Raw genomic sequence first — 21,485 nt, forward strand, 5'->3', positions numbered from 1 at the left:
AGACTTCAATTAAGTCGGTTTGCGACTTATAGTGCGCGGCAATATTAGGAGAGATTTTGCAAAAATTAGACACCAGAGCTTATGACCAGTTGTCATTAAAACTACTTAGAATATTACGTGCGGTATATGAAACATCCAGTACCTACAAAGCGGCACAACAGTTGTACGTATCTCAATCGGCGGTAGCCAGGGGATTAGATAAGCTACGACAAATACTAAACGATCCCTTATTTGTAAGAAGCAATAATCAACTCATTGCTACACCATATTGTCAGCGAATTTACTTAAGAGTACCCCATTTATTAGATGCCTTATTGTCGACTATTTCTACACAAGCAGAATTTTTACCAGAGCAGTTAACTGAACAGTACTCAATTGCACTAAACAGTACTTTTGGCCATCAATACGGAAGCGCTTTTTCCAAAGCAATATTAACTCAGGCTCCCAATGCTACTTGGTGTTTTAAAACGTGGTATCCAGGCGCTGAAGTTGATATTCAACATAACCGTATATCTTATGGCATTCAGTACCATAACAACGAGTTTCCATCCACTATTCATCAAGAACCCATTAGCCAGCAAACCATGGTGATGCTAGCAGGCGAAGATCACCCTCTCGCTAAACTACAGCGAAAAATTCGCTTAGAAGAGTTACAACACTGGTCTTTTATAAAGTTTTCGGTGGTTGGTTGGAACGATACTTATAGCAAAATTAAGCAACTGATGAGCGAGCAAGGTTTACCTTTTAAGCAATTGGCAGAAACCGACTCAGTGGAGAACTTAATTAGCATGCTTCAACAGCACCCCTTCGTTAGCGGTGGTTGTCGCTCTCTTGCCACCAAAGAGAACCGTTTAGTGGAGTTAGATATTGAGCAAAGCAAATACAGTAAGCATTATTGGCTAAATGCCTGCTATCCGCGCTCAGCTAGTCATACAGCTTTAATACAATGGTTAAATGCACTCACCAAGTCTTGTGCAAATCAATAAGTATATTTTTGGAATAAAAAAAGCAGCCAATGGCTGCTTTCTTGTTTAAGGGTTCAAAGCAACCTTAAGCCGTTAGGCCTTGGCTCGCTAAATACTCTTCGTAAGTACCATGGAAATCAACAATACCTTCTGGCGTCATCTCAATCACCCGTGTAGCCAAACTTGATACAAACTCTCGGTCGTGGCTTACAAAGATTAACGTGCCAGGGTAGTTTTCTAAGGCTAAGTTTAATGATTCGATAGATTCCATATCCAAGTGGTTGGTTGGTTCGTCCATCACCATTACATTTGGTTTTTGTAAAATCATTTTGCCAAACAACATACGGCCTTGTTCACCACCAGAAATGACTTTTACTGACTTTTTAATATCATTTTGTGAGAATAATAAACGCCCCAGAGTACCGCGCATTACTTGCTCGTCGTCGCCCTCTTTGCCCCACTGCCACATCCAATCAATCAGGTTTTTATCTTCTTCAAAGTCAACTGAGTGATCCTGTGCATAGTAACCAAGCTGCGCATTTTCAGACCATTTAATGCTGCCGCCAAATTCTGTGTCGCCCATCAAACACTTTAAGAACGTAGTTTTACCAATGCCGTTAGGGCCGATAACTGCAATACGCTCACCCACTTCAACCATTAGATCTAAATCTTTAAATAAGGTCTCTTCGTAAGTTTTCTCTAAACCTTCGATTTGTACTGCTAAACGGTGTAACTTTTTCTCTTCTTCAAAACGAATATATGGATTTTGACGACTTGAAGGTTTTACTTCGGCCAATTGGATTTTATCAATTTGCTTAGCACGAGACGTAGCTTGCTTAGATTTAGAGGCGTTTGCAGAGAAACGGCTAACAAAGGTTTTAAGCTCAGCAATTTGCGCTTTTTTCTTGGCATTATCAGACAGCATTTGATCACGTGCTTGGGTAGCAGCGGTCATGTACTCGTCGTACGAGCCAGGGAATGTGCGTAGTTCGCCGTAATCTAAATCAGCCATGTGAGTACATACACTATTTAGAAAGTGACGGTCGTGCGAAATGATGATCATGGTGCAGTTACGCTCGTTCAACACACCTTCCAACCAGCGAATAGTATTAATATCCAAGTTGTTGGTAGGTTCGTCGAGTAACATAATGTCTGGGTCACCAAACAATACTTGGGCTAGCAATACACGTAGCTTCCAGCCCGGCGCAACTTCACTCATTGGACCATAATGCTGTTCAATGGGAATACCTACACCCAATAATAACTCGCCTGCACGTGCTTCAGCGGTGTAACCGTCCATTTCGGCAAACTCGGCTTCTAGCTCAGCGGCACGAATACCGTCTTCTTCGGTCATTTCAGGGTTATCATAAATAGCATCGCGCTCAGACTTAACTGCCCACAGCTCTTCATAGCCCATAATCACGGTATCGATAACCGCATTATTTTCGTAGGCGAATTGGTCTTGTTTTAGTTTACCGATGCGCTCGTTGGGATCTTTAGAAACATTACCGCCACTTGGCTCTAAATCACCACCCAAAATCTTCATAAAGGTCGATTTACCACAACCGTTTGCCCCAATTAGGCCATAACGATTACCCTCGCCAAATTTAACTGAGACATTTTCAAATAATGGCTTAGCGCCAAATTGCATGGTGATATTAGAAGAAGTAAGCAATGTAAATATTCCGCATGGTTTAGTGACCGCGGCCAATATGCCGTGTAATCACTTTGCTAAAAAGTTTGGTCGCGCATTATGCCACAACTTGACTAAACATCGCACATTTAACGACAACGATCACATAAGTGTAGCGACTAAGTCATTTCTCGTTTGAATATTAAGCACTCAACCAAGCGCTTAGCCCTTTTATATGACGCCTAGCTTTATTTGGATTATTCTAATCATAAATCACCGCAACCGAGGACGATTTATGTCTGAAGCAAACTCTGTCGCTAAGTCTGACAGTCAATCACGCCTGCAATACTTGATTAAAGAAAGCAAAGCTCAGAATCAGCTGTGGATCTTAATTGATGATGACGGCTGCGTTATGCTTAACTCTGAAGACGAAGACTGTGTTCCTGTTTGGCCAAGTAAAGAATTTGCCGAAGACTGGGCCACTGGAGATTGGGCACACTGTAAAGCAGAAGCTATTTCACTGAACAAGTGGCGAAGCCGATGGACAGAAGGGTTAACCGGTGACGAACTATACGTGGCTGTATTCCCGAACGAGCTAGAAGAAGGGCTTATATTGTCGCCTTACGAATTTGAAGACGCGCTAGGAAAAGGGCGTTAAAACAATAAAGCCTCGTATAGTGTTCAACTATTGCGAGGCTTTATTTTATCAATCGTTAACGATTTACCAACCCTGAGTATGTTTTTCAATAAGTTGGCAATATAACTCTACTTGCTCAGGGTTATCGTTCAAAGCAGATATATAGTGATACTGTTCACCGCCCGCCTCTAAAAACTCGTCACGTAACTCACAAGATACTTCTTCAATGGTTTCTAAGCAGTCTGCTGAAAAAGCAGGCGAAATAACATCTACCGATTTAACCCCTTGCTCGGCTAGTTGATGAAGCAGCTGATCGGTGTAAGGTTTCACCCAAGGATCTTTACCAAAGCGCGACTGATAACATAAACGCCATTGGTTTTGTTTTAACCCCAACAAGCCTGCCACTTTAGCCGCGGTATCTTCACATTGTTGTGGATAAGGGTCGCCATTTCTAGCATAACGTTCGGGAATGCCATGGAATGAAAACAGTAATACCTCGCCGCGCGCTGTGAGCTCCCAATGTTGCTTAATTGAGTTGGCTAATGCTTCAATGTAAGCGGGCTCAGCATAGTACTCTTTCACCATACGTAACTCGGGCAAGTTATAGGTATTCTTTAGACTTTTTGCGTAAGCATCAAATACTGGGGCAGTAGTAGAAACCGAATATTGCGGGTACATAGGCAACAACAATACTTTTTGATGGCCAGCCTTTAGCACCTCATTAACAGCCTCCTGAATATCAGGTGAGCTATACGTCATGGCTAGGAACACTTCAACCTTGCCACGAAGTTTGGCTGACACTTTTTGATGAATTTGCTCACTAATGACTTTTAGCGGGGAGCCATTTTTTAGCCAAATTTGCTGATACAGCTTAGCTACTCTTCGTGAACGCAGTGGCAAGATGACACAATACAACAAGGGCAACCAGAGTATTCTGGGCAGATTAACCACGCGTTTATCTGATAAAAATCGACCTAAGAATTTAGCAACGGCGTTTGGCGTAGCTTCGTCTGGGGTACCTAGGTTTACCATAATTACGGCACATTTTAATTCGCTGTCGTTTTGCGGCATTCAACTATTCCCTATATATAGATGACACAGTGTACGGCATTTTTAGGCATAAAAAAAAGCGGCAAGAGCCGCTTTTTTCTTATCACGATGAGCAATTAATCAAGCAATTCAATTAATTGATTGCTGATAGCTTCAACTGACTGAGTTCCGTCAAGTTTAAAGTATTTGCTATTGCCCTGTTCAGCTTCTTTACCGTAGTAGCTTACTAATGGTTTAGTTTGCTCATGATAAATAGCTAAACGGTCACGAACGATGCTTTCTTCATCATCTGGGCGAATAACTAAGTCTTCGCCGCTAACGTCGTCTTTACCTTCAACCTTAGGTGGGTTGTATACAATGTGGTAAACACGGCCACTGCCTGGGTGAACACGACGGCCACTCATGCGTTTTACAATTTCTTCATCGGCAACGTCAAATTCCAAAACAGCATCAATGTTAATGCTGGCTTCTTTCATTGCGTCTGCTTGTGGAATAGTACGAGGGAAGCCATCTAGCAAGAAACCTTTGGCACAATCGTCTTCAAGAATACGTTCTTTTACTAAACCAATGATCAACTCATCTGAGACCAGTTGTCCTGCATCCATTACTTCTTTTGCTTTGATGCCTAATGCGGTGCCAGCTTTTACAGCTGCACGAAGCATGTCACCAGTAGAAATTTGAGGGATGCCATAACGCTCCATAATAAACTGTGCTTGGGTACCTTTACCCGCACCTGGAGCGCCTAAAAGAATAATGCGCATAATTTGCTGTTCCTTGGTCTAGTTTTTAGTGCTTTTACAAGAGACGTGAATTTACACTGATGGGGCCAATACTACAAGGGAAGCTCGACTAAAGTTGAGTTTGACGAAGCTGCGCGTAGTAGCGTTGTTTATTGCTGTACATGTTTTGGTCAGCCAGTTTATATAAGCCGCTAAAATCAACATCCCCGGTTGAGGCATAGCCCAAAGAGAAACTGACTAAAGGCTCTCCGCCGAAGCTATTTAGGTCGATCCCTACCTGGTTATTTTGTTTGTTTTGCAATGTTTGCTCTAACAATTCAGCATTAACCAACTGCTCTCCTACCAACACAATGGCAAATTCGTCACCACCAATGCGGTAAAAATCAGAAGTGATACCTTGGCAACACTCCGCCATAACTTTAGCGACCGAGATAATTAATTGGTCACCTTTTTCATGGCCTTTTTCATCATTCATTTGTTTAAGGCCATTTACATCAATAATGAACAATCCCACTTCGGCATCTAATTGGGTTTCCAAGGTAAATTGAAGCTCGTCAAAGGCTTGGCGATTGCGGATCCCAGTTAACGAATCGGTTCTAGCAACATGATCTAACTCTTCATTCAGGGTACGGTTTTCCAAAAATGCGCTCAGCTCAGTAATAAACAACAAAATGCGATTGCTGTACTCTTCACTAAGTTTTGGTTCATTAACCAATAGCCAACCCATTTCACCACCGCCACAACGAATACCAAAAACATTCACCAGTTGCTGCTTAAACTCAATGCTAAAGCGATCCCAACGTTGCCGAGATTTTTCTGATACGCGGTTTTGCAATACCTCAAAACTATCAATCTCTAGCGACAAGCTTTCATAAACTGTGCGATGGCCGCGTGATTTAGGCAAATGGATAATCAAACCCATATTGGGAAAACACATCGCAAGGATACGCAATGCATCTCGAGAGATTTGCCGATTACCAACACTGGCTTCAAGCACTCGTCTAAATTGCACCAATTGTTGGAAGAAGAAGTTACTTTGAGCCAGGTTATCCATGGATTCTTCTAAATCCCTAGTGCGTTCTTCCACCTTAAACTCTAACTGGCTGTTAAGTGTTTGTACTTCTTCTAAGTAGCCTGCCCGCAGTTTATCTACTTTGGCCAGTTCTTCGTTCTTTTGATTTACCGTACGAAGCTGTTCACCAATTGTTGATTTCATTTCAGCGAGCAAGTTAGCAACATCGGCAAATTCACGAATAGTCACTTTCCCGTCGGCAACCCAGTCGGCTTCTCGGCCTTTTTCAAAGTCCCGGATCAGCGCGTACAATTGACCAAAGGCTTTGGCGACCAAGTGGGCAAATAGCATTACAACGAGAATAATGGCCACAATCACCACTACGCTGGTTGCCATACCGGGTGCCATAGCCTCTTTTACTTGATGAGTTAAGCTGTCTAAGCGCTGGCCAACTTTAATCTTAAGCCATACAGAGTTTTGGTAATTGCGCCCACTAATAATCAATCTGCTTGAATGCGTAACATCATACTCATCATCACCAATCAAGTTACCTTCTAACTGCTCTTCACGGTAAAACACCGCTAGGCTTTCATCGGCTTGTAGCTCTTTCTCTACCGTTGAACCCAGTTTATAAATGGGCACAACAGCAATCAGATAGCCTCTCACATGTATATGATCGATAGCTTTGTCGGAGTAAATTGGCACCACATGCACCAAACTATGGTGACGCCCACCTTTGTTTACCAGTGAGTAATTGTCGATTAGGTAAACTTTGCTTTTTGAGTCGATATCTTTGATTTTGAAGGGTGACTCGAAACGATTGTGAAGAATATTAGATTGCTCTAACGCAAGAATATTTCCGCCATAGGACTCAATCACATATCCATCAGCTTCCACCAAATACAGTGATTCAATCAACGGTGTATCCAATACAAAATTAGCGAGTACGTCTGGCAGGTGAATTGAAAACAGCAGATCATCAATGCCTTTCACTATGCTGTCTTGTTCTGACAACAAGCGTAAGCCATTAGTTAAAATCTCGTTGCTGTGCGACAACTCCGCGGTGATTTGATTAGCAGACGCCACCAAACGACTGTCTACCGACTTATAAACAAAACTATACATTTGCTTATAGAGCGTAAACGACAGCACGGTTACCGGGATAATGGCAACAAAGATTAACAATATAAAAGTGATAGACCGAAGCCTAATGGTCATTTTTTGCTTCCGCGTTTACGAACTTCTTTATCGGCAACATTTTGCATAAATTTGGTGGCTTGTTCGACCGAATAACTATGGTCAATATAGCGATTAAACCCGCGTTCCATAGCCAACCATACAATTGTCATTTCAGCATCACTGGGCATAGCCTTGGTTTCTGCCATTTGTTGCAGCATTTGTTGGTCGTTCTCGGTATCACTATTTATTTTTTGCTCAAGCACATCCAGATTGGCAGGAATTAAGCCACCTTGCTCATAAATAATATCTTGCGATGTGGATTGCTGCATAAATAAACTAAATTGTTTTATCTGTTCATAATTAGTGTCTGTTTCCGACAAACGAGGAAAAGCCAGAACGTAACCAGAAAACATTGGCAACATAGGTTTACCCGCTATGCTAGGTAATACACTCACGCCGAGTTTATCGCCCACGCTTTGCTTGAGTTCTTTGTATATCCAATCGCCATTGATCATGTAAGCCGCGTCTCCATTTTTAAAACGTTCAACGCTACAATCATGATTACAACTTGAATCAACGAGACCTATATCTTTCAGCTGCTTGTAATAACTTAATGCCTTTTGCATTTCAGGCGTATCAAGAGTGATGTTACCGTTCTCCATTAACCAACCTTGATAGGCGGTTAGGAAAGGAATGAACCAATACATTTCTCGATAATTCCAAACAATAGCATCACGCCCATCGGCACTCAGTAGCGTTTGCTGCTCTAATAACTCTGCCCAGCTTTTCACTGATTGCTTCACCAAATCTTTATTGTAATAAAGTACTAGGTGATTACCTTGAAATAAAGGAATGCCGTATTGCTCGCCATCCGTAAACCCAGCACCTAATACCCGTTGTTCAAGCTGCGGAATAATCCAGTCTTCAGGTACTGGAGCCAATGAAATAAGATCATGCATACCCACAAAATCACTGGGTACATACAGAATATCCGGCAAGGTATTAGTACGCGCTTGATTAAGCACTTCTTCGCGTAAACGCTCTGAAAGAAAATTGTTTTTCTCAACGGTAGCGCCGCTTTGTTTTTCAAATTCAGCAATCGCGTTATCGAGATATTGAGATGGGTTATGTGCATTCCACAATGACACCTTTGTATCGGCTAGAACGGCAAAACACGTAAAGCCCAAAACAAGTAACCATGTGCGCATGTTAGCTACCTAATGTTTTTTATTTTTTTTTAGTGTAGCAATGAATTATCGCTTTAACTGTGAGCTTACACGCTGCCCTCACTGACAAGTGCTCGGATCAGTTTAATAGTTTGTATAATCATTAATCAATCAGCGACTTAAAATACAAAAAAGGCAGCACGTAGTGCTGCCTTTTTACCCCATATTAGCGTTTAGGCTAATAGTTGGTTAATACGCTTAATAAACTCTGAAGGGTTTTCTAGGCTACCGCGCTCTGCCAAGGTTGCTTGATCAAACAATACATTAGACCACTCGGCAAACTTCTCTTCATCTTGCTCGTCTGCTACGCGCTTAACTAAAGCATGCTGTGGGTTAAGCTCAAAAATGTACTTTTGCTCAGGAACATCTTGACCCACCGCTTGCATCAACTTCTGCATTTGGGTACTCATGTCGTTGTCATCAACCACAATACACGAAGGCGTGTCGGTTAAACGGTAAGTTAAACGTACATCTTTAACTTTGTCGCCTAAGCTTTCTTTAACACGGGTAACAAAGCTTGCGTATTCGCTTTCGTCTTGCTCTTTTTGCTTCTTAGTTTCTTCATCATCTAAGTCGCCTAAATCCAAGTCACCTTTAGTCACAGATACTAGTGTTTTACCTTCTGCTTCTGGCAAGTGGCTAATCAACCACTCATCTACACGGTCGTGCATAAGCAGAACTTCAATGCCTTTACGCTTGAAGATTTCTAGGTGCGGGCTGTTTGCTGCGGCGGCGTAACCATCGGCCGTTACGTAGTAAATCTTGTCTTGGCCTTCTTTCATGCGCTCGATGTAATCAGCGAATGAAACATTCTGTTCGGCGCTATCACTGTTAGTAGAGGCAAAGCGCAATAGCTTGGCGATTTGGTCTTTATTCGCCATGTCTTCTGCTGGACCTTCTTTCAATACTTGGCCAAACTCAGCCCAGAACGATTGGTACTTCTCAGCATCGTTTTTCGCCATGCGCTCAAGCATAGTTAGTACACGTTTAGTACATGCACTACGTAAATTAGCGGTGGTTTTGGTGTCTTGCAGAATTTCGCGAGAAACGTTAAGCGGTAAATCGTTTGAATCTAACACACCCTTAACGAAACGCATGTAACCCGGCATAAACTCGTCAGCGTCATCCATAATGAATACACGTTGTACATAAAGCTTAAGGCCGTGCTGGCGCTCGCGGTTCCACATATCAAATGGGGCTTTGCTCGGGATGTACAACAAGCTGGTGTAATCTTGCTTGCCTTCAACCTTATTGTGCGCCCAGCTTAGTGGATCGGCAAAGTCGTGAGAGATATGCTTGTAAAACTCGTTGTACTCTTCTTTAGAGATATCGCTTTTACCACGAGTCCATAATGCAGTCGCTTTGTTAATCGCTTCCCATTCACCAGGGATAGCTTCAACTTTTTCGCCTTCAGGGCCTTCAGACTCTGGGGTTTCATCTTTCCACATTTGTACTGGAATAGAGATGTGATCAGAGTACTTAGTGATAATTGAACGAACTTTCCAGCTATCTAGAAACTCTTGCTCGTCTTCGCGCAGGTGTAGAATAATGTCTGTGCCGCGACCTTCTTTAGTAATGTCGGCAACCGTGTAGTCACCCTCACCAGCACTTTCCCAACGCACGCCTTGGCTTGTTTCTGCGCCAGCTGCGCGTGTTTCTACTGTCACTTTATCGGCAACAATAAAGGCTGAATAGAAACCTACACCAAATTGACCAATCAGTTGTGAGTCTTTCGCGCTATCGCCGCTTAACTGGCCAAAAAATTCTTTAGTACCTGACTTAGCAATCGTACCCAAATGCTCAATCACGTCATCGCGTGTCATACCAATGCCGTTATCAGACAAGGTAATCGTTTTAGCATCTTGGTTAAAACTAACACGAACACGTAAATCACCGTCGTTTTCAAACAACGCGTTATCTTCTAATGCTCTGAAACGCAGTTTATCTGCGGCATCGGCGGCGTTAGACACCAACTCACGAAGGAAAATTTCTTTATTAGAATAAAGTGAGTGAATCATCAACTGCAGTAATTGTTTTACTTCAGTTTGAAAGCCATGTGTTTCTGCATGAGCTGCATCAGTCATCGAGTTATATCCTTGCTTTAAACATACTTCTTTAGTTGATAAACGATATGGGGGTAAGCAATTTTGATTTCAAGCAATGCACTAAAAAAAATTATCTACCACAAATAAAAAAGCTCACTAACGTTAGTGAGCTTTGTGCTTAGTGTTAACCACTCATTTAATCGAACTGCTGGCGGCCAATGAGGGAGTGAGACAACGTTGTTCCATCCACGCTATCTAATTCACCACCAAGCGGCACTCCGTGGGCGATACGCGATACTTTGACTTTATAGCGCTTTGCCATATCGGCGATGTAATAAGCAGTCGCCTCACCTTCTACAGTTGGGTTGGTTGCAAGTATCAATTCTGAAACATCTTCATTAGCTAAACGCCGTTCTAGCTTATCTAAATGCAGTTCACTGGGGCCAATGCCGTCTAATGGCGATAGATGGCCCATAAGCACAAAATAACTACCATAAAACTGCGCAGTTTGTTCAATTGCGGCTACATCGGCTGGCGTTTCAACCACACAAATCACCCCTTTGCTGGTACGCTTTGGCGATTGGCAAATTGGGCATAAGTCTTCTTCTGCAAAATTTCGGCACACCTCGCAGTGGCCAACAGCGTCCATCGCCTTCGTGAGATGCTCGGCTAATTGCAAACCATCTCGACGTTTTCTTTCTAACAAGTGAAACGCCATACGTTGCGCACTGCGGGGGCCAACCCCAGGTAAAACCTGTAGCGATTTAATCAGTTGGTCAATACTAGGGCTATATTTCATTAAACTTCCACTAAACTCTATTTAAGCGAGGCTAATGTAACAGTGTGATTTACAAAATTCATCTTAACTCAGCAAATATTTATGCGGTATTTAGTTAAGCTGTTTACTAGCCTAACAGCGGTAGCCTGCGTATTATAAAATGTGTAAAGCAGTATTGGTGATTACGGATTAATCACCAAATAAAACAAGGAAGAACAATGAAGCTGAAAACAAGCCTAGTTGCAGCCGCCGTGCTCGCAACACTCAGTGCCAACTCTATGGCCGAAGAAACCTATGTCCAAATTGGTGATTACACTCAAATATTGCTGCCATTAGGCGGTTTAGCAGTAAGTTTAATGAAAGAAGATTATGCCGGTAGCCTTCAGCTTACTAAGTCTTTTGCAACGACTATGGTATTTACCCACGGTATTAAATTTGCGGTAGATAAACGCAGACCTAATTTCACCACTAATAACTCCTTCCCTTCAGGGCACACTGCAGCAGCATTCAGCGGCGCGTCATTTTTTCAAACACGTTATGGCTCAGCATGGGGCGTTCCTGCTTATGCCTTAGCGGCTTACACAGGTTGGAGCAGAGTACATGGCGACAAACACTATTGGGATGACGTGGTCGCCGGAGCTAGTATCGCAACCTTAAGTAACCTATTTTTCGTTAACCCTATTGATGAAGACATTCGCGTAAGCCCCATGGTTGACGGCGACGCGAAAGGTTTAAAAATATCCCTGTCTAATGGCTTTTTTGAAGGGGGGACACGCTCTAAAAAGCCGGCAACTACTTTTGATCCGCAATTCAAATTCGATTTTTTACTTGGCCCTACCCGCTTAAAATCAAATGATATCGGTAGTTTTGCCAACGACCAAAATATTGAATTTGGCCAAGAGGATACAGTAACCACTGCCGCAGCGCGCTGGACCTGGTTTGCTAGCGACCAACATAGCTTTAGCTACCAGACTCAACCTTACGAAGCTCGTGACCAAGGTAAAGTAGAAGGTAGCACTGATGTTTATGCCCAATACCAAGTGTGGGATAACGCGGTAAACTGGCAATATGACCTACAACTAGACAAACAGTGGATTGCCAAAGCAGGTTTAGGCTTATTAGTGCAATATGCCCAAGCATCCCTTTACCCAGACTCTAGCTTTTCTAGCGAGCTTTCTGGCGAAGAAGAATGGCTATTTTATCCTTTAGTCAACGCCACTGTTGGTTACTATTTTACCCCAAGCGTAAACCTAGCTTTGGCCGGTGAGTACGGCAACAATGGAGACGGTGAAGTTGTATCTTCTGATTTAAGTGTAAATTATGCCTTTAACCAACGTTGGGACATTGGCGGTGGTTACAATTACTATAAGCGCGACCAAGACAATGCTAAAACCTTTAGAAAGGTTGAGTTTGACAGCATTTATCTACGACTAGGTTACGCATTTTAATGACTCGGGCGCATTAAGCGCCCAAATTTTTGAGCTTTAGCTAGCAAGGATGCCCGTGAGAACGCGTTTGAAATCTACATTACTGTTTAACTTATTAAGCATCATCGTTATTGCCAGCTTAGCAGCAATTAGCTTACCTTTTCTTTATAAGCAGCACACCGCAGCAATTGAAGCAGAAGTTAACACCGCTCTCAGCTTATTTGAAATAAGCGCGCGCCGAGCGGTGAATACACAAAACAAAAATATCCTTACCGACTTAGCTCAGCAACTCCTTAAATCACCAAGCATTAACTACGTAAAAGTGACTGATCAAAGTTCTAAGCAATTAATGGCAGAGGCAGGTGAAGCGCGTAAATCAAACCAATCAGACGCCCAAAAAACCAATAAATTAGCCGCACAAGTTGATAACCAACAACGGCCAGCCAGCCAAATAAACCCTGTTGCTTGGGTAGAAATAGAGTTTGCCACTCCCAGCAATGTTTACTATTGGCTTTACCCTCATCGTTTAGCACTTATCAATTTAATTATTGCGATACTTTTAATACAGCTTGCCTTAAGCCTTATCGCTAGTAGTTTGTTAAATAAGCACAAACCCCCTTCAAAGAATGATACCAAAATCCAAAAAGAGCCCAGTATGGGGGAGCAAAAGCCTTTAGTCACTAGCTCTAAAACCGCCTTGGAAATGGCCAATACTAAACTACAGAAAGAGCTCACTCGTACTAAATCTAAACACGAAAAAGATAAAACCAAGTTAAAGCAACTGGTTGAGTTATCTAGTCGAGCGAACAGTTTAAAACAAGCCTTGCTTGAACATGCTGACAATGCCACCTTCATTGTTGATGAGCATAATCACATCATTGAATCTAGTCCGATAGGCTTGGCATTTTTAGGAGTAGATAAAAATAAACTGATTAAAATAAGCCTAAATAATTATTTTCATACGGTAAACAATCAGGATTATGAGCCTGCTGATTTTATGGAGCTACTAGTATCCTTCCCCGAGAGCTTCTGTATGCTGGCATCAAGCAAACAGAATCAACAAGCCTATGCGGCAACCCACGTAGCCTTACCTTTTAATGAAGACAGTCTTTATTTAGTTAGTCTGAGTCCGATCCCTGAGCATAAAAGCGACCTGGCGAGTAAGCAAAAACGTGAGCAACGCATTGAACAATTACAACTTGCTTCGCTCTACACACCGTTAAAAGCAGGCTGTATAGAAGCCTTAAATCAGTTAAACAATGCTAGCCAATTAGCATTTTCACACACGCTTAATTACCAAGCGTTAGACGCACAACTTCGCTTAAGTACTCTTATGAAGTGCTTACCTTGGGAACAAGCGCATAAAGCTGATATTGCCCTTCAAGCTAGGTCTATATTAGTCGAGTTAGAAAGTCATTTACTCACCTTCAGCCCCTTGTACAGGTCAAAAAGCTTGAGTTGGTCGTTAGTGGTGAGCCCTGAAGTAAAACAGCAGTATTTTGTCAACAGCGAACATCTAAGTGCCATATTACATCTTCAGTTGTATTTAGTGTCTTTGTACCCAGAGGGCTCACAGGTGCTGTTTCAGCTTACCACTGAACAAGAGCAATTGGTGTTTAGCATAGACAGCGAGAATGCGCAGGCTTTAAGCGAGTTACAACAATCAATCATTGGCTGCAGCGCTGCACTAACCAAGCAAGTTAATGCTAGGCAACAACAAAGCCAAGATACCTTGAGTTTAACCTTTGATTTTGCGGCCTTAAACGATCAAGTATTGTTTTCGGCTCAAGACAAGCCTCAAACAACCCAGTGCGTCGTCGCCTTGCCTGATCCGTTTGTTCAGCGTTGTCTTAGCCTACAATTACAACTGCTAGGTGCAGAAGTAATAGAGCAAGCGCAATATAGTCAGCTTGATGATAGCCGCGAGGTGGTATACATCAGCACAGATGATCAGTTGCCAACAGAGCTTGATGAGCTAAACCTTAACCAAATCAAAACTCTGCAACTACTTGAAGATGATTCTCAGATACAACAAACAAACCACTCTCATCTAACTTGCCTTAGGGCAAAAGCGAATAGCTACTTAATGGCCACGTTATCGTTGGAAGAAGAAAGCGAAGAACAGCAGAATCTTAGCGATATAGCTCAAGCAATTATTAAAGCTGAAGATCTAGAACTACAAACGTCTAGAACAGACTTAAGCATAGCCTCATTTAGTCAGTCCAAACATGACTTTGAAGAACTTAAAACAAGTCAACTGCAATTTAATTGGCAACATCGAGTGTGGCAAGAAGCCTATAACCAAATCAAAAACTTGGACCAAGTGGACTACCTGCTGATTAAGGCTGAAGACCTTAATCCAAAACGTATTCAGCAAGTTAAACAGCGCAGTCAGCGCCCTTCTTTATTAGTAGTAACAGATACAGAGTCAAATTCAGCACTATTAGCAGAGCAACTTCAAGGCGTAAATTACTACCCTTTAGTTGGCCCTCTCACTCAGCAACAGTTAGTGAATGCCATTCAACTCGATCAACAATTTGGTCAGGGCTTTGAATCAATCTGCGACGATGAGCAGTTATTACATACGCATCAGCTTTCTGAATTTAATTACTTAAGCCTGATCAAATCACTGAGTGAGCTAAATTCCAATAACTTAAAGGGTACAGATTGCGCTACTTTGACCAGTAAAACAGGTGCTAGCTTGGCTCAACATAGTTTCAAAGAAAGCTACTTAAATGAGTTGTATCGGGTATTTACTATTGAAACCAAAAATAGAGCGAGCCTAATCAATGGCTATGTTGGAGAACAGCGCTGGCCTGAAATACAACAACATATAAACCATATTGCGTGCGATGCTGGGAAGTTTTCTTTAGCACCACTAGAGAACAGTTTGAATGAGCTAAACCAAGCCTGTATTCAACAAAATGAATTAGCGGTTAAAGAAGCCTTAAGCAGTTTAGTCAGTTAACGTTAAGTTAGTGCTTATAGCTAAGTCGAGCAAAAAAGAACAAGGCATATTTGCCTTGTTCTTTTTTATCTAGTCGGTGATTAAGTCGTAGTCTCGACGGAGAATATCCACCACTTCTTGTTTAGGGTTATCACCCATAACAATTTTTGAGCCAGTGATCTTCTCAGCAATACCAATATAGGTGCTAGAGATTTTCATCAGCACTTCTACCGGTAAGTTGTTATCACGAGCCAATGCTTCACGTTCAGGCATACGATTTTTGTTTAACAAAATATCTGGATCAGGGAAGTAGCTAAGCAAGGTTTGGCGGAAATCTTCTTTCGAGTTTTCAACCACTTTACCTTGGCGGTACTGCGGGCCATCCCAAATGCGCGATGAATCAGGTGTACCCACTTCATCCATGTAGATTAGCTTATCGTTACCCTGCGCATCGGTGACATAACCAAACTCAAATTTAGTATCAACAAACACTTGGTCGATATCACTTAACGCTTGGCTAATAACATCAAAACCTTGCTTTAATAGGTTCTCGTATAGGTCGATATCAGAGGCCGAAGTAAACTTGAAGGCTGCAAAATTATCTTCAATATTGTTGCGAGTTACGTTCACATCATCAGCTTCAGGTACACCAGGAATATCTTTTAGGATGCCTTTAGTAGAAGGAGTAATGAGCAACTCTGGCAGCTTTTGATCACGCTTTAACCCTTCTGGTAAATCAATACCACAAAAGTTACGTTCGCCCTTATCGTAAGCTCGCCACATAGAACCGGTAATGTATTGGCGACAAATGGCTTCAATCATTACCGGACGGGCTTTTTGTACAATCCATACAAAAGGATGAGGAATGTCTAGAATGTGGCTATCGGCTAAGCCCTGCTCTTTGAACAACTTAAACCAGTGATTAGATATCGCATTCAAGGCTGCGCCTTTACCGGGAACGCCTTTTAGGCCGTCTTCGCCATGCCAAATGCAGTCAAAGGCAGAGATACGATCGCTTATCACCATAATGGCTAACGGTGTATCAGCCGCTACGTTGTAGCCTTTTTCTTTAATGAGTCGTTTGCTGTCGGCTTCGGTTAGCCAATATACGGAGCGTACTTTACCGCTATGTACTGGGCTGTCGGTGCGAATGGGTAAATCGTTATTCACTGCTAATACTTTATCAGCAAGACTCATGGTAAACAGTCCTATATTTAAAGCGAAAAATCAGCAAATTATGATTGCTTACATGCTGATTTAACGGGGAACATTCATTTGCTGAGGGATTTTACCAGAAAGTATCACAACTGCTAGCCATTCCCCCGTTCATACAGCAATTCCTTACTGCAATAGCTTTTCGAACCCTTGGTTTCAGAAACCAAGGGATGTTTAAAGCTTTTTGCATTGGCGAATACAAGTGTAACAGCGCAAAAACGTAAACTTAAACGGCAGCAGCTCTCATGCTGCCAGTTTGTTCCTACCTTGTTTGCGTTATAACTGTTTGCAAATTACTCGTCGCATTGCCCATCAAAATACCAGTAACCCGCATTAACTAAATCGATAAGCCAATCGAGTTGTTTATTGTCTTCATCAAAGGCGCGTAAAGAATAACTATCCACAACCGACTTATCACACATCGTTTTAGCTAATGCCCACGAGCAATTAGGTATTGCATAAGCTTGGCCATCAACAAATATTTGATAAGGCAGTACATCCAGATAAAGCGCCTTAATACCTGCACAGCGAGTTAAAGCAATGCCTTGCTCCATGCAGGCATGTAATTCTGAGTAATTTAGTTCATCTTCGCTACCGCTCAGTACCACAATATCTGAGCTATGGGCGTTTTCGCTTAGGTGCTCACCCAAAAACTGCGCGGTGGCTTCTGGCGAATTAAGCAACCCTAGCATTAACTTATTTAACGCTAAGCTGTCGTTTTCAGCGATCCGCCCAAACTCTTGAGTCGCAGAGCGTTTCGGGTCAGCGAAACGCTTAGAGCTTACGTCATGGCGTAATAGATAATCAGCAAATCCTGACAATAAATCTTTAGCATTAGGCGCTCTAAAACCAATGGAGTAATTAATGGCCGGTTCGACTGCGTAACCTTCATGTGGGCAACCTGGTGGAATATAAAGTACGTCACCAGGCTCTAAAATGACATCAATCTCAGCGTCAAAAGCTCCACAGTGTTTAAGTTTGGCATGAGGAGCAAACTCTTTAAGCATTTGCTTTTTACCCACCCGCCAATGGCGCCTACCCTCGCCTTGAATAATAAATACGCAATACTGATCGATATGCGGTCCTACGCCACCTTCCGGCGTTGAATAAGACACCATTACATCATCAAAACGCCAGTTAGGAATAAACTGAAATGCCTCAGCCAGTTTCGCCACCTCAGGGTGCCAATGGTCAACCCCCTGCACTAACAAAGAGCTATGAGAATCACCGAGCAGATCAAAGTTTTCAAAAGGGCCTAATTCAGCTTGCCACTGCTGGCCCCTAGAGGTTACCAAGCGCGACTGAATTTCAGGCTCCATTGCCAATCCAGCCAATTCTTCAGCACTTAATGGATCAATAAATGCCTGCATCCCTTGTTTAAGTAAACATGGCTGTTGCTGCCAATAATTGGCCATAAAATCTTCAATATTAAACGCGACTTGATATTGCATGCACTTTACCTCTTGTTAAGCAGCACGATTGTACCCGATAAAGGCATCAAAGTTTGCATTGCTTAACGGTGATTAATTAAGACAAAAGCATTAAAAGTTTGTATGCTTATTCACAGAAATACAGGGAAAGTTACACGCACCATGACTACGCATTTTAAGCTTTTTGATCTTCATGAAGATGCTACAGAAGAACAAATAAAATCTCGTTACAAACAACTTGCCTCACGCTGCCACCCCGATAAAGGCGGCTCTGCTGAGTTGATGGTGATGATTAAAAATAGCTATCAAAAACTCATGATTGGAGAAGGCTCTCTAGCAATAAATCAACCTCTGGATAGCAGTAACAAACAAGTTTTAGCGCTAAAGAAAACCATCCACCAGCAGCAATTTTATATTCAAAAGCTCAGTGTAGCCGTCGCTAAAAAAGCTCAACAAAAAGAAACCAAACAATTACAAAAAGTAGTATTTCCTGCGGTAACCAGTGTGTTGCTGATCGCGATTATGATTTTGGCATCTAATTGGTACCAAAGTGAGAAAAAGCTAAACGCATTGATTAGCCAACAACCTGCACCATCAATCATAACGCCAGCCCCAGTGTTGCCAGTCCCCAATTCGCTCAACCCAGAACAAGGGTATAAAACTTGGGAACTAAAACAAAAACTGCGTTTAACCAGCGCTAGGCAGCAATACTTAGAGTCTGATTTAGCCACTAGTTTAGAGGTGATTCAAGGATTGCTGCTTAATAGTAATACTGAACAACTAAGTGTTCAGCAGCAACAGTTTTTACTTCAACAGAATATTGCCTTAGTCCCCGCGCCTCCCCTCATTGCCGTAAACACATTTGAAGCGTTGCTAAACGAACTACAGACTGAACAAACAAGGCAAGGTATTGAGCAAGAACCCATTGAAGAGCAGGCGTTAGACCATGTTTTAGACAAAGACCCCGAGCTTGCCTTAGACCAAGCTACGAGCCTAAATGTTAGCTCTCAGGACGATAAAGCAGTACTTATTGAGGAAGATGCCGAACAACAAAGCGGTGAAGAGGTTAAACCGGATTCTTGATTAACTGATAAGCCTCTAACTTAGCTTGTTCATTTTGTTCTTTAATTAACGCGATTTGCTTTTCTAAGGCGTTTTTCTTTTCGCCGCTAGGTAGTTTTCTACATAAACTACTTAGCTGCTCTAGTGGGGCTAGCAGTTGATCAAACTGTTGGCTAATGTGTTCCATAACACCATCTCATCTTTTAAGAAGCGTTAAGTGTACGCATCAAGTACTTGAAAACAAGCCTCCAAATGGGTGAAACTGCGCGAAGTGACAGAAAACGGACTCTTTTTTACCACTATGCCATATAGCTCTCTACTCGCACCGACCAATCAATTCTTATTTTGCTCAACTCCTCAAGCTTGGATAGAGCAAGCTCGTAAACCAGAGAACCTCAGTTTACTGCTTACCGACCATGCAAATGCTGAATGGAAAGCAGCCGCTACTGCTAGCAAACTGATCAGCAAATATGTAACAAATAGCGCGCCCGAGTTACAGCAAGAGCTAAAAAACCTACTCGCGCCCTACGAGTACCTAATATTTAGAGCAGGAAAATGGTCTGTTGAAGGTTTTAAGCAGTGGTTTTTTCCTCAAGGCATTCGGCAAGCGAGTAAAGAACAACAAGATTTAGCGCACGCCACACTAAACATAATGACTAGATGCTACATACTACCTTCATTAGTAGAGCAATTAAGCCAAGAGCTAAACCTTAACAACCGCAGCATGGCAAACCAATATTCAGCACTTAGCCGAAATAGCCAGCGCGGGGTAAACGCCGGCTTAAGCGCTTTTCAAGCTCAATTAATAGAAAAAATGCGACTACTGATTAGAGAAGAGTTACATCATTTCGAACAAGTCTGCGCAATAATGAACAGCCACCAAGTGTCTTATAAAAACATCAGTGCGGGCGGTTACGCAAAAGCCTTAATTCGCCAAGTACGCCACTTTGAGCCACAAGCATTAGCCGATAAACTTATCGTTGGTGCATATATAGAAGCCCGTTCATGTGAGCGTTTCTCCTTATTAGCGCCCCACTTACCCCAAGACATCGGTAAGTTTTATCAATCCTTGCTTCGCTCAGAAGCCAGACATTATCAAGATTACCTAAGTTTAGCCGCCAGTATTCTCCCGCAAGAGCAACTAGAATCTCGCATACAGCAAATTGGCCAAGCAGAGGCCGAGCTTATACAACAAACAGATCCTACTTTTCGCTTTCACAGCGGCATTCCTATCAGCTAATATTGATAAAGCACCATCAACATTGATCAACTACCGATTTACTCACGTAGTTAAATACATAGTTTGATTAAGATAAGGTGACCTATGCGATTACCCTTGTTTCCATTAGATCTACTGGTACTACCTGGTGGCTTAAGTCAGCTAAGAATTTTTGAGCCTCGTTATCTACGACTGGTGTCAATCGCCAGTGAAGAAGCCAAAGGCTTTGTGCTATGCCAACCCAGTAATGACGACTTCCCTCAATTTAACATTGGTGTGCATTGCATGATTGAAGATTTTGAGCAGCTTGAAGATGGCATGTTAGGCATAACAATTAGAGGCTTAGAGCGCGTCGAACTCAGCGATACTAATCAAGCGGATGATAAACTCTATAGTGCGCTAACAAAAAACAAACCTGCTTGGTCACTTGAACAAGCAAATCCTATTGAAGATGATCTCAGTGAGAAATTACAGCAAGTTTTAGTGCAACACAGCTTGTACGAACAACACCCCGATTTTTTTGCCTACGACGACGAAAGTTGGGTGGTATCTCGTTGGTTAGAATTACTGCCGTTTTCTAGCAATGCTAAGAACCAAATTTTAAACGAAGACGACTTTAATACCCTAGATAACTTAGTACATCAACTAGTGTCTGAAATAACAATAGATGCTAGGTAACTGAAATATATAGCGATTACATCTTGACCAATTAATCGCTAAGTTTAATGTCAATTTTCAGCACTAAAAACTTATAATTAACTCAAAAAAGTCATATTTATCGTATTTTGCGAACTTTTACACAGTCTTGTAATCAAAAGTGCTTTAAGATGGCTTTGTCATGGATGATGATTAAGGAGCAGTAGTTAAATGCCGTACGGCGGCGTCCAATTGCACTACTGCCCTAATACCCTTGGAACATT

At 42.2% G+C, this 21,485-nt stretch carries 17 protein-coding genes; 7 read left to right on the forward strand and 10 right to left on the reverse strand.

What is annotated here, in order from left to right; all coding sequences use genetic code 11:
* The first annotated feature begins 56 nt into the window (after positions 1–56).
* Positions 57–986 carry a LysR family transcriptional regulator gene (locus ACLD71_RS17635; RefSeq protein ID WP_411991510.1) on the forward strand — a complete coding sequence of 310 codons (930 nt, stop codon included), beginning with the start codon at positions 57–59 and terminating at the stop codon, positions 984–986.
* A 64-nt stretch (positions 987–1,050) separates the two neighbouring features.
* Here the strand turns inward: ACLD71_RS17635 and ACLD71_RS17640 are convergent, their stop codons facing one another.
* Positions 1,051–2,640, reverse strand: coding sequence for an ABC-F family ATPase (locus ACLD71_RS17640; protein ID WP_411991511.1), 1,590 nt, complete (start codon positions 2,638–2,640; stop codon positions 1,051–1,053).
* 253 nt (positions 2,641–2,893) lie between these two features.
* Here ACLD71_RS17640 and ACLD71_RS17645 point away from each other — a divergent pair, with 253 nt between their 5' ends.
* Positions 2,894–3,256 carry a DUF2750 domain-containing protein gene (locus tag ACLD71_RS17645; protein WP_137674731.1) on the forward strand — a complete coding sequence of 121 codons (363 nt, stop codon included), beginning with the start codon at positions 2,894–2,896 and terminating at the stop codon, positions 3,254–3,256.
* Between the two features lie 63 nt (positions 3,257–3,319).
* Here ACLD71_RS17645 and hemH read toward each other — a convergent pair whose 3' ends face one another.
* From hemH to recR, 6 genes are all read right to left on the reverse strand, one after another.
* Positions 3,320–4,306 carry a ferrochelatase gene (gene hemH, locus ACLD71_RS17650; protein ID WP_411991512.1) on the reverse strand — a complete coding sequence of 329 codons (987 nt, stop codon included), beginning with the start codon at positions 4,304–4,306 and terminating at the stop codon, positions 3,320–3,322.
* A 95-nt stretch (positions 4,307–4,401) separates the two neighbouring features.
* Positions 4,402–5,046, reverse strand: a complete 645-nt coding sequence (gene adk / locus ACLD71_RS17655; protein WP_303515610.1) for an adenylate kinase — start codon at positions 5,044–5,046, stop codon at positions 4,402–4,404.
* 88 nt (positions 5,047–5,134) lie between these two features.
* Positions 5,135–7,255: a GGDEF domain-containing protein gene (locus ACLD71_RS17660; RefSeq protein WP_303551101.1), complete on the reverse strand. Its 2,121-nt coding sequence runs from the start codon at positions 7,253–7,255 to the stop codon at positions 5,135–5,137.
* Positions 7,252–8,424, reverse strand: coding sequence for an extracellular solute-binding protein (locus ACLD71_RS17665; RefSeq protein WP_411991513.1), 1,173 nt, complete (start codon positions 8,422–8,424; stop codon positions 7,252–7,254). The genes ACLD71_RS17660 and ACLD71_RS17665 overlap by 4 nt, the downstream gene beginning before the upstream one ends.
* Before the next feature lie 191 nt (positions 8,425–8,615).
* Positions 8,616–10,526 carry a molecular chaperone HtpG gene (htpG, locus tag ACLD71_RS17670; protein ID WP_411991514.1) on the reverse strand — a complete coding sequence of 637 codons (1,911 nt, stop codon included), beginning with the start codon at positions 10,524–10,526 and terminating at the stop codon, positions 8,616–8,618.
* Between the two features lie 157 nt (positions 10,527–10,683).
* Positions 10,684–11,286: a recombination mediator RecR gene (recR, locus tag ACLD71_RS17675; RefSeq protein ID WP_137674725.1), complete on the reverse strand. Its 603-nt coding sequence runs from the start codon at positions 11,284–11,286 to the stop codon at positions 10,684–10,686.
* Positions 11,287–11,483: 197 nt separating this feature from the next.
* Between recR and ACLD71_RS17680 the strand changes: the two genes are divergently transcribed.
* Positions 11,484–12,713, forward strand: coding sequence for a phosphatase PAP2 family protein (locus tag ACLD71_RS17680; RefSeq protein ID WP_411991515.1), 1,230 nt, complete (start codon positions 11,484–11,486; stop codon positions 12,711–12,713).
* 55 nt (positions 12,714–12,768) lie between these two features.
* Complete coding sequence (locus ACLD71_RS17685; RefSeq protein ID WP_411991516.1) at positions 12,769–15,660, forward strand: PAS domain-containing protein; 2,892 nt, start codon at positions 12,769–12,771, stop codon at positions 15,658–15,660.
* Positions 15,661–15,729: 69 nt separating this feature from the next.
* On the opposite strand, the gene ACLD71_RS17690 is transcribed toward ACLD71_RS17685, so the two are convergent.
* Both ACLD71_RS17690 and ACLD71_RS17695 read right to left on the reverse strand, forming a co-directional pair.
* Positions 15,730–16,836 (reverse strand): phosphoribosylaminoimidazolesuccinocarboxamide synthase, encoded by a 1,107-nt coding sequence (locus tag ACLD71_RS17690; RefSeq protein ID WP_411991517.1) that lies wholly within the window; start codon positions 16,834–16,836, stop codon positions 15,730–15,732.
* A gap of 311 nt (positions 16,837–17,147) precedes the next feature.
* A complete protein-coding gene (locus tag ACLD71_RS17695; RefSeq protein WP_411991518.1) occupies positions 17,148–18,305 on the reverse strand; it encodes a JmjC domain-containing protein in 1,158 nt (385 codons plus the stop codon).
* Positions 18,306–18,446: 141 nt separating this feature from the next.
* Here ACLD71_RS17695 and ACLD71_RS17700 point away from each other — a divergent pair, with 141 nt between their 5' ends.
* The gene (locus ACLD71_RS17700; RefSeq protein WP_411991519.1) at positions 18,447–19,367 is read left to right on the forward strand and encodes a J domain-containing protein; all 921 of its coding nucleotides are present in this window, start codon (positions 18,447–18,449) and stop codon (positions 19,365–19,367) included.
* On the opposite strand, the gene ACLD71_RS17705 is transcribed toward ACLD71_RS17700, so the two are convergent.
* Complete coding sequence (locus ACLD71_RS17705; protein WP_137674719.1) at positions 19,351–19,533, reverse strand: hypothetical protein; 183 nt, start codon at positions 19,531–19,533, stop codon at positions 19,351–19,353. The two genes, ACLD71_RS17700 and ACLD71_RS17705, sit on opposite strands and share 17 nt — an antisense overlap.
* A gap of 114 nt (positions 19,534–19,647) precedes the next feature.
* Here ACLD71_RS17705 and ACLD71_RS17710 point away from each other — a divergent pair, with 114 nt between their 5' ends.
* Positions 19,648–20,586, forward strand: coding sequence for a tRNA-(ms[2]io[6]A)-hydroxylase (locus ACLD71_RS17710; protein ID WP_411991520.1), 939 nt, complete (start codon positions 19,648–19,650; stop codon positions 20,584–20,586).
* A gap of 84 nt (positions 20,587–20,670) precedes the next feature.
* Entirely contained in the window at positions 20,671–21,243 is a 573-nt protein-coding gene (locus tag ACLD71_RS17715) for an LON peptidase substrate-binding domain-containing protein (protein WP_411991521.1), read from the forward strand.
* Positions 21,244–21,485 lie beyond the last annotated feature (242 nt).

This window comes from Agarivorans sp. DSG3-1 (genome assembly GCF_046774965.1).
Taxonomy (GTDB): Bacteria; Pseudomonadota; Gammaproteobacteria; order Enterobacterales; family Celerinatantimonadaceae; genus Agarivorans.

What these genes read in the sequence shown, in the direction of transcription:
- htpG (WP_411991514.1), bottom strand. Translation starts at nt 10,526, where the DNA reads ATGACTGATGCAGCTCATGCAGAAACACATGGCTTTCAAACTGAAGTA.
- ACLD71_RS17645 (WP_137674731.1), top strand. Translation starts at nt 2,894, where the DNA reads ATGTCTGAAGCAAACTCTGTCGCTAAGTCTGACAGTCAATCACGCCTG.
- ACLD71_RS17665 (WP_411991513.1), bottom strand. Translation starts at nt 8,424, where the DNA reads ATGCGCACATGGTTACTTGTTTTGGGCTTTACGTGTTTTGCCGTTCTA.
- ACLD71_RS17715 (WP_411991521.1), top strand. Translation starts at nt 20,671, where the DNA reads ATGCGATTACCCTTGTTTCCATTAGATCTACTGGTACTACCTGGTGGC.
- ACLD71_RS17680 (WP_411991515.1), top strand. Translation starts at nt 11,484, where the DNA reads ATGAAGCTGAAAACAAGCCTAGTTGCAGCCGCCGTGCTCGCAACACTC.
- ACLD71_RS17700 (WP_411991519.1), top strand. Translation starts at nt 18,447, where the DNA reads ATGACTACGCATTTTAAGCTTTTTGATCTTCATGAAGATGCTACAGAA.
- ACLD71_RS17690 (WP_411991517.1), bottom strand. Translation starts at nt 16,836, where the DNA reads ATGAGTCTTGCTGATAAAGTATTAGCAGTGAATAACGATTTACCCATT.
- ACLD71_RS17710 (WP_411991520.1), top strand. Translation starts at nt 19,648, where the DNA reads ATGCCATATAGCTCTCTACTCGCACCGACCAATCAATTCTTATTTTGC.
- adk (WP_303515610.1), bottom strand. Translation starts at nt 5,046, where the DNA reads ATGCGCATTATTCTTTTAGGCGCTCCAGGTGCGGGTAAAGGTACCCAA.
- ACLD71_RS17695 (WP_411991518.1), bottom strand. Translation starts at nt 18,305, where the DNA reads ATGCAATATCAAGTCGCGTTTAATATTGAAGATTTTATGGCCAATTAT.
- recR (WP_137674725.1), bottom strand. Translation starts at nt 11,286, where the DNA reads ATGAAATATAGCCCTAGTATTGACCAACTGATTAAATCGCTACAGGTT.
- ACLD71_RS17660 (WP_303551101.1), bottom strand. Translation starts at nt 7,255, where the DNA reads ATGACCATTAGGCTTCGGTCTATCACTTTTATATTGTTAATCTTTGTT.
- ACLD71_RS17705 (WP_137674719.1), bottom strand. Translation starts at nt 19,533, where the DNA reads ATGGAACACATTAGCCAACAGTTTGATCAACTGCTAGCCCCACTAGAG.
- hemH (WP_411991512.1), bottom strand. Translation starts at nt 4,306, where the DNA reads ATGCCGCAAAACGACAGCGAATTAAAATGTGCCGTAATTATGGTAAAC.